This is a genomic window from Paraglaciecola sp. L3A3, from assembly GCF_009796765.1.
Classification (GTDB): Bacteria; Pseudomonadota; Gammaproteobacteria; order Enterobacterales; family Alteromonadaceae; genus Paraglaciecola.
In genome coordinates this window covers 3,616,956-3,629,051 of record NZ_CP047023.1, presented here as the reverse complement: position 1 = coordinate 3,629,051, position 12,096 = coordinate 3,616,956, and the positions used below count along the sequence as shown (strand labels likewise).

The window sequence follows — 12,096 nt, the reverse complement described above, 5'->3', positions numbered from 1 at the left end:
TTATAATGTATACAAAATATATCAGATTTATATACTAATAATTAGTTATTTGTTAGTTTTTCTAAAATTGATTGCCTAGAAAAATTAGAGGTCTGCTAGTATTTGGCTTCATATTAATTGAATTCCCATATAGGAAATATTTATGTTTAGTCACATTATGATTGGCGCGAATGATATCCAAGCTTCTAAAAAGTTTTATGATGAAATACTGGGTGTATTAGGTCATAAACCTGGTGTATTAGATGATATCGGCCGTTGTTTTTATTTCACTGATACTGGAGTGTTTGCACTTACTAAGCCTATTAATGGCGAACCTGCCAGTCATGGAAATGGCACCACAATTGGCTTTAGTGCAAAAAATGAATCTAATGCTGATGAATGGCATAAAGTTGGACTAGAAAACGGTGGGGTAACTTGTGAAGATCCGCCTGGCTTAAGAGTGAAAGGCGATATGAAATTATACTTAGCCTATTTACTTGATCCTGCTGGTAATAAAGTTTGTGCTTTATATCGACCAGCCTAGAGTTGTAAATTCCAGTTTGTACTATTCATCATTTGGAACTTCAGAGAAATACACATCACGTTTATCGCTTAATGTATCACTTTGTTTGGATACTCAAATATCGACATAAAGTGTTTTTATAGCCTTATCGCGAAGCGAAGAAAGTGATTATTTGCAAGATAGGTTATGACTACGATTTTGATATTCAAGATCTAGAAATTCCAGATGCTCACATTTTTATAGTGATATAAGGGGAGGCGAAGTTGGCTCCTAGCCAAATAATACAAGTGGTTAAAAGTATTTTAGCTAGAGAGTTTTTCAAATTGTACCCAGAGATAAAAAGGAAGTATTTTTGGGCTGGGAAACTTTGGATACAAACTTATTTGGTTGAAACGATTGGTAATACTAATGAAGAGACAATTAGAAAGTATGTGCAGAACCAACTAGTCGAGCTTGATCTTAAAGAACAATACGCCAAACAGTTGGGTCTGTTTTAAATTCGGTCGCTTGCGGCCGATTACTTTTATAACCATCTTTTATTCAGACAGTTCAATGCCTTCTTTGGCAAATCTAGCTTGAATCCTCTGTTGGATTTTACCAGTTAAAGACATGCCATGTTGTTGACTAGCTTGCATACTTTCTTGAGTGATTTTTGGTAAAACTGCAGCCACTTTTTTACCTGTTTCTGTTTTATAAAACGCAACCATTTCTTTTAACTCTGATAGGCTGAAGTATTTATGGTATATGTCGTAGGACATGTTGTTTACAAAACCATTATGTATAAATTCTTCATTCATTAGTTTACCGATTTCATCTTGAATAATGGTAATTGTTTTTGTATCAACTTCTTTATTCTGTCGTTGTAATGCACTGATTAACTGACCAGATGCCCAGCTTCCCATCATATCGCCCAATTTTGCTGCGCCACTGACTTGTAACATTTCATCTATCAGTTTTTTCTTTTCATCGTTAAGTTCTTCTGCTGATAAAGAAAGTGAAAATATCAGTAAAGATATCGCTGTTATTATTTTTAGCATATGTATTCCTGTTGTAATTAATTGATAGGGCTGCATTGAATATATCAGCAACTGATAGGTGGAAGATAGTAGGGGAGATAAAAGCTATTGAAGATACAAAAAAGCGAGCCGAAGCTCGCTTGTTAGATAAAGACATAAATATGTTTAGTTCAGTTCCATACCTTGGATAATATCGACTGCTATTTCTGGGGCATCTGTTTCAGGTATTTTATGCAAATCGCCTTTAACTTGTCCTTTTCTATGGGAAAGAGCAGCATCTAGTTTTTTAGCCGCCTTAGCTATCGCTGGGTACATAACTTTGTCGTTGCCTGACGTGGCGATACGAGTGTTTTCGTAGTTTGTGACTAATTCAACCTGATATTCACCATGTTCTTTGCTGATGATACTATCTATAGAGATAAGAGAGGGGAAATGGCTAGCTAGTTTCGCTAACTTTTGCTCTACATGTTCTTTAACGCCGTTGCTGATTTCTACATGGTGACCTGAAATATTGACTTTCATAGGTATTCCTTCTTTCAATTAACGTTCTTTCTTTTGTTTCAATATAGACTTTGGGGCATTTCAATAAGTTTAAACCCTAAAGCTACTTTAAATTCAAAACTATTTTCCTTCTATATTTTGTCCTGTCTGAAGCTAACTTACCTCTGTGAATTGCTAATATCAACAAAATTCATTCAAGACTTGACTAAATTTAAAAATTGCACAAACTGCTGTTTTTTCATTACCTGTCTTATAATAAACGTCATTATGCTCACAGAAATTTGTTATCGTTTTACAACCGCCCAAGTGGCTAATCGTTTTTTGAATGAGTTAAAACATTGGCCAGTTGCTGATGTAAAAGCAAAGCTATTCAATGGTTCTGAATCTGTCAAAATTACTTACCAGTTTGATGGTAAAGGGTTTGATTATACTTGTTCGGAGTTAGATGATTTAGCAAGGAAATATCAAGGGCAAGAAGTTTGATTTGTTCTTATGCGAAGTATTTAGATATTATTTCTATTCTAATGATAGGGCTAACAAGCCGCTTATAATTTTTACTAATATTTTTAATGGCAAATTATTATGTTTTTTTTGTCTGATGTTATGTTTTATATCGGGCGTTTAGATAAATAAAGGCCTTCAAGCTTAAAGCTCGTTATACCCCCACTTTTGTATATTGTATTATTTATTTCCTTATGTAACATACATTTCGTTCACATTTAATTCACATTATAACTCGCTGTTTATACTTTTATCTCTGCTCTATATATGATTTTTTTGTACGTAAAATATAAGAAAGTTAATAGGTGAAATCGTTTACCCCTTGTTTTTTGTGACCTTGTGGGCATTTGTGCATAAGTATCTCTCCATAATTAAAGTATTGTAGGGGGGAGCAATAATGCTAGTTATTTTACATATAGCATTGATTAGAACACTTTAAGGAATTGTATTATGAATAGTATAAAAAAAACATCTAAAACAAAATGTAGTACATTATTACAAATCGCATCGTTATTTCCACTCACAGTGATGAGCGCAGCATTTGCTCAAGAAAAAGCAGTTGATGATAAAGATGGGCTTGAAATAATTGAAGTCACTGGCGTATATAAAGCGTTATCTGAGGCCGCCGGCATAAAACGTCATGCGGGACAAATAGTAGATGCCATTTCTGCGAGTGACATAGGAAAGTTACCTGATACCAATATTGCTGAAGCATTGCAGCGAGTCACTGGGGTAACCATTGGCCGTGATGAAGCAGGTGATGGGTCTTCTTTCCAAATTCGTGGCTTTAGTGAGAACTCTTTAACCATAAATGGTAAAGGTGTAGTGACCGACGGTTTCGATTCACGTGAAAATAATTTAAATGCTATGTCGTCTTCAACAGTAAAATCAATCACAGTGAGTAAAACACCCACTGCAGATCAAATTGAAGGGGGCAGTGGTGGTTCGGTGGAATTGACGACTTTTTCTCCTTTAGATTTCGATGGTTTTGAAGCCCGTGCAGTTGTTGAATTAAACGATAATTCTCTAAAAAGCGATCCTGGCGCTAAGTTTTCTGGATTATTCTCAAACCAATGGGAACTGAAAAAATTGGGTACTGTTGGTATTCTGTTTAATGTTGATAAAGAGAATAAAAATGCCTATTCAGAAGGTGCTGATATTAGGTATGGCGGAGTAGATGCGAACCGAAATTGGGATTACGAACCGTCTGGTATTGGTCGCCCTATTACATTGCTAAATAATTTAGGTCAAGCGCCTGATCACCCGGCTTTTGTACCTCGATGGGCAGATATAAACCAAAAAGAAATAGAAATAGATAACACCACTTTTAATACTTCAATTCAGTGGGCACCGACTGACAACGTTAATGTTGAATTTAAAGGTGCATATAGTGATTATTCTAGTCAAAAAGCACAATCTCGTTTCTCGCTTGGTACGGAAGGTTTAGGTGGTAATAGAGATGATCGGGGGGAATTAGGTATTACCTTAGAGCCTGGCGCAACTTGGGATACTCTAACGCGAGATGTAAATGCCGGTGAATACGATGCCACCACTATTACTGGTGATTTTGTGTTGCCTAACGGTGATATATCTAACCAGTACTTTACTTCAGCACAACCTGCAACCGGTCAAGTGAGTCGCTCAATGTTGACCTCTGGTATTTGGTTAGCTGACTCTGAAAATAACAATCAGTACTCCCCTCTTAACTCTAATGGTTTTCTTGAAGTATTAGATAAAAAATCACTTAATCTTGGTTTAGATATTGATTGGTATATTACCGATACTTTTTCAGTGTCAGCTAAGTTTGGTAAGTCTGAGTCAGAATCAGACGACTTAGACAGAAATATGAATTTACAGGTTGAAACAGTACACCCAGTAACGGGTAGAAGGTTATACCCTAGCCTTGGTTATGACATTACTGGTGGTAATGAAATGCCGAGTTATGAGGTTTTGTGGCGTGAACCCGTGCTTGCAGACGACGGTGTGACACGTATAGGTGGACAAGATATTGCGGGCTTTAATCCTGATTACACCGATCCTGCTCAGCGTAACGACATGCATCGTTTACAAAACCTTCAAAAAATTAAACATCGTACTCGTGGTTTTATTGAAGAAGCTCGCTTTGATTTTGATTGGGAAGTCGATTTTGCAGGCATCACTAAAGTGGAATTTGGTACACGTTACGACAGTTTCGAAAACTGGAAAGATCGTTCAGACTTTAAAACCCCATTTAAACCAGGGTTCGAAGATAACGATGCTGATGGGATACCCGATGATTTAGATGGTGATGGTATACCTGACGGTTTAGATAGACGAGACGGTAATCCAAACAGAACCTTAACCTCCTTGGTGGAAGACCCACTAGTGGATGGCGGTGATGATGGATCGACGTTTTCTACTGTTACCTATGATCAGCTTGATGACTTTTTGCAGCTTCGAGATGGTATGAAAGGCGTATCAGGTAGCTTCCCTAGTCAATATTGGGCGGCAAGCGGAAGTCCGGAGAAATGGGATGATTTCATTAACTCAGTTTATGGTGGTCATGACGTAGTACTCAATAATCTGCAAACCGAAAAAGTATTTGAAGATACCACCGCTTTTTATTTGAAGTTGAACTTTGAATATGAATTGGCGGGTATGCCATTAACAGGTAATGTTGGTATTCGTCATGGTAAAACAGAGGGACAATCTGAGGCTTATATTTCTCACTGTAATATGCCTTGGGCAGTTGACCTAGAAAAATCAGCTGTAGTTAGAGGTGAACAAGACATTTATCGGGCGAGCTTGTTAGCCTGGGAAAATGGTGGTCAAGTGGGAGATAAACCTACATTAAGTCCATCGTATTGGGATGAACCATTGTCGACTCATAATGCAAGTTATCAAGATAAATCAGTTGACGGTTATGAGCCTCCTCGTAGTTTTTGTAATACGCGAGATGAACCAGGCGGTGTTGAACTAGCGTTAATCTTCAAAAGCCCATTTGTGATTGATTCTTCAACACCTGCGACAGGCTTTATTGCGACAGGTACGCCTAATGCAGATGGCAGTTCGTTGAATAAAGATTATTTAGGCTCTGAATATGACTATAGCTTTACGCTTCCAAGCTTAAACTTATCGCTAGGTATTCAAGATGATATGTTTGTGCGTTTTGCTGCCTATAAAACAATGGCTCGTCCAGGTCCAAATGATTTGAGCTTAGACCCTTCAGGTTGGCCAATATATTCTCAAGGTAATCCCAATTTAAAACCATATGAAACAGAATCGTTTGATATATCTTGGGAATGGTATCAATCGGAAACTGATAGCTTATCAGTCACGTATTTTACTAAAGACTTAAAAAACCAAAAGACTTATACCACCGACTTTAACGTAGCGTTAAATCGGTTAGTACGCACCCCTACTAATGGCGGTGGCGGTAAAATAGATGGTTGGGAGTTAAGCGCAGTTCATACTTTTGATTATTTAGGCGCCGCTTTCGAGGGGTTTGGTATTCAAGCTAACTATACTGCACTAGACAGCAAACAAGATACTGAATTTGACGAATATACGGGGTTGAAATTACCCGTAGCTGATCGCTCAGATTCAAGTTATAACCTTCAGTTTTTCTATGAGCAGAATGGTTGGAGTGCTCGTATTGCGTATAACTGGCGAGATATGAGTTTAAAAAGTGATGGGCAAAACGGTTATGTTGATTATACTTTAGGCTCTGTTGATGAAAACAGAACCGCTTATACGGGGACGAATATATACGAAAATCGTATAGATGTTAACCCAAGAAGTTGGAATGAAGCATATGCTCAAATAGACTTATCATTAGGTTACGATTTCTCTGACAATTTAGGTGTAATGTTTAAAGCAACTAATATTGGCGAAGAAGTTAATCGTTCTTATACGGTCATTCCAAGTGCTACTTATAGTCATAATTTAGCGGCGTCTTTCTACCGCATTAACGTGAATTGGAAATTCTAATTCTTTGTTAATGTAGAAAGTTAATATGGTAAAGCCCGCATAGTTGTTTAGATATGCGGGCTTTTTATTCTCTACAGAATTCTTTTTTCACACATAATTATTGTTTACTCATAATAAATCAAGTATTTCATAATTAACTGCCAATCTAAAAATACTTAACAAAGGTGATTTTATGACTGCCATTTTTTTCAAAGTGCAGTGAGGTTTTAGTTATTTGTATATTAATAATTGTTATATTAAATTGTCCTACAAAAAAACAAGGAAAGTAAGTATAAAAATCATTTTATTTAGCTTCTTTTATGTTTCTTAAATCTGAGTGAAATTCCCAGCGTATCTTTCATCTAATTGTTTTTATTATGTTTATTCATTGTGAATCTTATTTCTTATAAATTTTTTGATTTTTTTTGGGTTGTATAATTCCTGTTTTTTGGCATGAAATGTTAAATATCATAAATCAAATGTGCATATTGTATTATTTAATAATGAGGGTATGATACATCTACTTTACATTTTGTTTACATGTCTCTGTATTGATTATGTGTGATATTTAAATAACTAAGTATTTTATATATGCAGTTTGATAGAAAAATTAAAGTTTTGTTTTCTATTATTTTTAAAATGAGAGTTATTTTGAATGGAAAATGCAAAGTTGACCCATTAAAAGCTGGGATATATATGATAACGCTAATTTTATTCAACTAGTGTTATCCATAAAAAATACAACACACAAACGTAAGGAGTTACATTATGGATAGTGTAAAAAAACGACCTAAAACAAAATATACTACATTATTACAAATAGCATCATTATTTCCACTGACCGTTATGAGTGCGGCCTTCGCTCAAGAAAAGGCAAAAGATGCTCAAGACGGATTAGAAATAATTGAAGTCACAGGTACCTACAAAGCATTATCAGATGCGGCCACTATAAAACGTCATGCAGCACAAATCGTCGATGCCATCTCTGCCGGCGATATTGGTAAATTGCCTGACACCAATATTGCAGAAGCCCTACAGCGTGTAACAGGGGTAACTATTGGCCGTGATGAAGCGGGTGATGGCTCATCTTTCCAAATTCGTGGTTTTAGTGAAAATTCCTTAACTATTAACGGTAAAGGTGTGGTAACTGACGGTTTTGATAATCGTGAAAATAACCTTAACGCCATGTCATCATCCATTGTTAAATCTATCACAGTAAGTAAAACACCCACCGCAGATCAAATTGAAGGGGGTAGTGGTGGCTCGGTTGAATTAACCACTTTTTCTCCGTTAGATTTTGAAGATTTTGAGGCGCGTGCAACAGTCGAAGCAAATGACAACTCATTAAAAAGCGATCCTGGCACTAAATTTTCTGGTCTAATTTCTAACCGATGGGAATTAGAAAGTGCAGGTACACTTGGTATATTATTTAATCTCGATAAAGAAAATAAAAATGCTTATTCTGAAGGGGCTGACGTCAGGTACGGTGGTGTGGACAACAACCGAAACTGGAGTCATGATCCCGAAGGCATTGGTCGTTCAATAGCACTACTAAATGGTCTTGGCCAAGCCCCAGATCACGCAGCTTTTGTTCCTCGTTGGGCTGATATCAACCAAAAAGAATTAGAGATTGAAAACACCTCTGTCAATACAGCTATTCAATGGGCACCAACTGATAATTTAAATATTGAGTTTAAAGGTGCCTATAGCGAGTATACGAATCAAAAGTCTCAATCTCGTTTCTCATTGTGCACGCAATGTTTAGGAGGCAATAGAGATGATCGCGGTGAACTAGGTATTACTTTAGAGCCTGGCGCGACTTGGGATACCTTGACACGTGATGTAAACTCAAGTGAATACGATAGTTCAACCATTATGGGTGATTTTGTTTTACCAAATGGCGATATATCGAACCAATATTTCACTTCTGGTCAACTAGCTAGCGGGCAAGTCAGTCGTTCAATGTTAACCTCGGGTATTTGGTTAGCTGATTCTGAAAATAATAACCAAGGTTCGCCACTTAATTCTAATGGTTTTCTTAACATTGAAGAAAAAAGCTCTCTTAATGTCGGTTTAGATATTGATTGGAATATTACAGATACATTTGCGATGTCGGCTAAGTTTGGTAAATCCGAATCTGAGACTGACAATACAAACAGACAAATGAATTTACAAGTAGAAACCTTTCACCCTACAACAGGTAGAAGATTATACCCTAGCCTTGGTTATGACATAAGAGGCGGCGACGACCTTCCTAGTTACGAAGTGTTATGGCGTGAGCCAGTATTAGCTGAAGATGGTGTGACGCGTATTGGTGGGCAAAATATTGCTGGGTTCAATCCTGATTATACCGATCCAGCACAACGCAATGATTTACATAGGTTACAAAATTTACAAAAAGGCATCAGTCGTACTCGTGGTTTTATTGAAGAAGCTCGTTTAGATTTTGATTGGGATGTGGATTTTGCTGGAATTACCAGAGTTGAGTTTGGTGGCCGTTATGACAGTTTAGAAAACTGGAAAAATCGTTCTGATTTCAAAACCCCTTTCAAACCAGGTTTTACGGATAACAATGCTGATGGTATTCCAGATGATATAGATGGTGATGGTTTACCAGATGGCCTAGATAGACGTGATGGTAATCCCCAAAGAACCTTGACTTCATTAGTCGAAGAGCCGTTAGTAGATGGTGGAGACGATGGTTCAACATTTTCTAGTGTCACTTACGACCAACTTGATGAATTTTTTCAGCTACGTGAGGGCATGCAAGGCGTATCAGGTAATTTCCCTGCCAAGTATTGGGCAGCAAGCGGGAGTCCTGTCGCTTGGGATAATTTGATTAACGCTGTTTATGGTGGCCATGATGTTATTTTAAATAACCTACAAACAGAAAAGGTCTTCGAAGATTCAACTGTATTTTATTTGAAATTTAATTTTGAATATGAAGTCGCGGGTATGCCTTTAACCGGTAATATTGGGGTACGGCATGGTAAAACAGAAGGGCAATCAGAAGCCTATATTTCTCACTGTAATATGCCTTGGGAAGTGGACCAAGAAAAAACAGCTATCGTAAGAGCCGAACGTGTCGCTTATGACGAGGGCCCTTTAGCTGATTGGGAAGCGGGTGGAAAAGTCGGTGACCAACCTAAATTTGAACCATCTTTTTGGGATCAACCTCTGTCAGATCACCAAGGGCGAAATCAGCTTGATCCTAATTTGAAGCCAAAAAGTTTTTGTGGAACACGGGAAGAGCCTGGCGGTGATCAACTTGCATTAATATTTAAAGACCCGTTTGTGATTGACGCTAATGCGCCTGCTACAGGTTATATTGCGACAGGTACACCTAACGAAGATGGAGGTTCACTAAATAAAGATTATTTAGCCTCTAGATACGATTATAACTTTACCTTACCTAGCTTAAACTTATCATTAGGTATCCAAGACGACATGTTTGTTCGCTTTGCAGCCTATAAAACCATGGCACGCCCAGGACCTAATGATTTGAGTTTAGATCCTTCTAGTTGGCCAATATATTCTCAAGGTAATCCAGATTTAAAACCATATTTAACAGAATCATTTGATGTTTCTTGGGAATGGTATCAATCAGAAACAGATAGCTTATCTGTTACCTATTTCACTAAAAATTTAATCGATCAAAAAACCCATACTACCGACTTTAACGTTGCATTAAACCGATTAGTACGCCGACCTATTAACGGTGGTGGTGGTAAAATTAATGGTTGGGAGTTGAGTGCTGTTCATACCTTTGATTATTTGCCCGAAGCCTTCCGCGGGTTTGGTATCTCTGCTAACTATACTGCGTTAGATAGTGAACAAGAAACCGAATATGATGAGTATACAGGTAGTAAACTACCGGTGCCTAATCGTTCTGACTCAAGCTACAATCTGCAGTTTTTCTATGAAAACCATGGTTGGAGCGCACGTATCGCTTATAACTGGCGTGATATGAGCTTAAGGTCAGACGGGCAGAATGGTTATCAGGATTTTTCGTTAGGACAAATTGATGAAAACAGAACCGCTTTCACAGGTTCAAACGTTTACACCAATCGTATCGACGTTAGCCCTAGAAGTTGGAATGAAGAATATGCACAAATTGATTTCACCCTAGGTTACGATTTCTCGGATAATTTAGGCGTGATGTTTAAAGCTACAAATATCGACGAAGAAGTTAATCGTTCTTATACGGTTATTCCTGAAGCGACATTTAATCATAATTTGGCGGCTTCCTTCTATCGGTTATCGGTTAATTGGAAGTTCTAATCTTTTCAAGTTAGTTGAATTAAAATGAAGCCCGCTTAGCGGGCTTTTTTTTCGTTACTCTTTGTCCATACCATCTACTATGATTGCACCAAGTGAAGCCGGCATAGCTACAATGATAAGCCGTTTAAGCGCTAAAATTGGCTCACTAATAATTGGAAACTTATTTAAAGCTAACAAAACTAAAGCAACGACAAACAAGGTAATGGAATAGGCTAATGCGATACGGACTAAATACCCCAAAACTCGGTACTTAATGTTTGCTTGGAATAAACTAAAGTAGGTATATTGAGTTAAAAATATTAAGGATAAAACGCTCAATAGCCACAAATTTAAGGAGGGTAGAGTTTCAGCCATGTTCCATGCTTCTTGAGTAAAAGCGATAGGCATAGCCAAAGCAAATGCACCAATCGAAATCTGACTAATATCTTCAAGATTAAAATATAGTTTTTGCATGGGGTAATAAACACCAGTCAATATAAGTCAGAAAATAATAACATTTATGCCCAATAAATGGTCTTGCATAATGATTATTGTGATTTCATTTTAGTCGGCAGGCTATAAATGATTGTTACAGCTGCTTACATCCTAATTAGCAACTATTTAGAATCTTTTTAGTCTCAAAGTTATGTTTAGAAAGGTAGGTCTAGAAAGTGATGAATACTAAATTAAATATTAAGGAATAAAAATGAATCAGAAACTACACAAGTTACTAAAAGAAAACTGGGGGTTTTTGTTATTTGTTTTTATGTTGTTTGCCTCCCGCAGTAGTTTTGCCGATTGGTATATCGTGCCTACAGGTTCAATGCAACCGACCATTGTTGAAGGGGACCGGATATATGTAGACAAAATGGCTTATCGCTTAGAACTGCCATTCACCAATATAGAATTGATGCGAACTGGTGAACCCAAACGTGGCGATATAGTCACCTTTGATTCGATAAAAGCGGATACTCGTTTAGTGAAACGATTGATTGGAGAGCCAGGTGATCGCATTGCTATGCGTGACAATAAGTTAATTATCAATGGTGTTGAAAGCCAATATCAATTTGCAGAAACTAGTTATCAAGCAACCGAGTCTCTAGACAATATTCAGCATCTTGTGCAGTTTGTTCCTGTGGCCAATGCGATAGATAATTTCACTGAAGTCACTGTACCAGCAGGGCATTATTTAGTGTTAGGCGATAATCGCAATAATAGCTCGGATTCACGTTATATAGGTTTTGTACCGGCCAAAGAAATTCAGGGAAAAGCGAAAAAAGTATTAGTGTCTTTAGATCGTGATAATTATTATTTACCAAGAACTGAGCGTACTTTTAAACCCCTAATATAGGGATTACTTGTTATCAG

The 12,096-nt window shown here is 37.2% G+C and carries 9 protein-coding genes; 6 read left to right on the top strand and 3 right to left on the bottom strand.

The window, feature by feature from the left end:
• Positions 1 to 142: 142 nt before the first annotated feature.
• Together GQR87_RS15090 and GQR87_RS22190 are read left to right on the top strand one after the other, a co-directional pair.
• Entirely contained in the window at positions 143 to 523 is a 381-nt protein-coding gene (locus GQR87_RS15090; RefSeq protein ID WP_158970727.1) for a VOC family protein, read from the top strand.
• Between the two features lie 242 nt (positions 524 to 765).
• Positions 766 to 999, top strand: coding sequence for a transposase (locus GQR87_RS22190; RefSeq protein WP_199271626.1), 234 nt, complete (start codon positions 766 to 768; stop codon positions 997 to 999).
• Between the two features lie 39 nt (positions 1,000 to 1,038).
• Here GQR87_RS22190 and GQR87_RS15080 read toward each other — a convergent pair whose 3' ends face one another.
• Complete coding sequence (locus GQR87_RS15080) at positions 1,039 to 1,539, bottom strand: DUF2059 domain-containing protein (protein ID WP_158970725.1); 501 nt, start codon at positions 1,537 to 1,539, stop codon at positions 1,039 to 1,041.
• A 144-nt stretch (positions 1,540 to 1,683) separates the two neighbouring features.
• Positions 1,684 to 2,040, bottom strand: a complete 357-nt coding sequence (gene hpf / locus GQR87_RS15075; protein ID WP_158970723.1) for a ribosome hibernation-promoting factor, HPF/YfiA family — start codon at positions 2,038 to 2,040, stop codon at positions 1,684 to 1,686.
• A 246-nt stretch (positions 2,041 to 2,286) separates the two neighbouring features.
• On the opposite strand from hpf, the gene GQR87_RS15070 reads away from it, so the two are divergent.
• The 3 genes from GQR87_RS15070 (at position 2,287) to GQR87_RS15060 (ending at position 10,749) form a co-directional block, all read left to right on the top strand.
• Positions 2,287 to 2,502, top strand: coding sequence for a hypothetical protein (locus tag GQR87_RS15070; protein ID WP_158970721.1), 216 nt, complete (start codon positions 2,287 to 2,289; stop codon positions 2,500 to 2,502).
• A 468-nt stretch (positions 2,503 to 2,970) separates the two neighbouring features.
• Complete coding sequence (locus GQR87_RS15065) at positions 2,971 to 6,489, top strand: TonB-dependent receptor (RefSeq protein WP_158970719.1); 3,519 nt, start codon at positions 2,971 to 2,973, stop codon at positions 6,487 to 6,489.
• A gap of 747 nt (positions 6,490 to 7,236) precedes the next feature.
• Positions 7,237 to 10,749 (top strand): TonB-dependent receptor, encoded by a 3,513-nt coding sequence (locus tag GQR87_RS15060; RefSeq protein ID WP_158970717.1) that lies wholly within the window; start codon positions 7,237 to 7,239, stop codon positions 10,747 to 10,749.
• Between the two features lie 54 nt (positions 10,750 to 10,803).
• On the opposite strand, the gene GQR87_RS15055 is transcribed toward GQR87_RS15060, so the two are convergent.
• Positions 10,804 to 11,202: a DUF2391 family protein gene (locus GQR87_RS15055; protein WP_158970715.1), complete on the bottom strand. Its 399-nt coding sequence runs from the start codon at positions 11,200 to 11,202 to the stop codon at positions 10,804 to 10,806.
• Between the two features lie 232 nt (positions 11,203 to 11,434).
• Between GQR87_RS15055 and lepB the strand changes: the two genes are divergently transcribed.
• A complete protein-coding gene (gene lepB, locus GQR87_RS15050) occupies positions 11,435 to 12,079 on the top strand; it encodes a signal peptidase I (RefSeq protein ID WP_158970713.1) in 645 nt (214 codons plus the stop codon).
• Positions 12,080 to 12,096 lie beyond the last annotated feature (17 nt).

Excerpts from the sequence above, each read along its gene's own strand:
- GQR87_RS15090 (WP_158970727.1), top strand. The coding sequence starts at position 143 with ATGTTTAGTCACATTATGATTGGCGCGAATGATATCCAAGCTTCTAAA.
- GQR87_RS15080 (WP_158970725.1), bottom strand. The coding sequence starts at position 1,539 with ATGCTAAAAATAATAACAGCGATATCTTTACTGATATTTTCACTTTCT.
- hpf (WP_158970723.1), bottom strand. The coding sequence starts at position 2,040 with ATGAAAGTCAATATTTCAGGTCACCATGTAGAAATCAGCAACGGCGTT.
- GQR87_RS15070 (WP_158970721.1), top strand. The coding sequence starts at position 2,287 with ATGCTCACAGAAATTTGTTATCGTTTTACAACCGCCCAAGTGGCTAAT.
- GQR87_RS15065 (WP_158970719.1), top strand. The coding sequence starts at position 2,971 with ATGAATAGTATAAAAAAAACATCTAAAACAAAATGTAGTACATTATTA.
- GQR87_RS15060 (WP_158970717.1), top strand. The coding sequence starts at position 7,237 with ATGGATAGTGTAAAAAAACGACCTAAAACAAAATATACTACATTATTA.
- GQR87_RS15055 (WP_158970715.1), bottom strand. The coding sequence starts at position 11,202 with ATGCAAAAACTATATTTTAATCTTGAAGATATTAGTCAGATTTCGATT.
- lepB (WP_158970713.1), top strand. The coding sequence starts at position 11,435 with ATGAATCAGAAACTACACAAGTTACTAAAAGAAAACTGGGGGTTTTTG.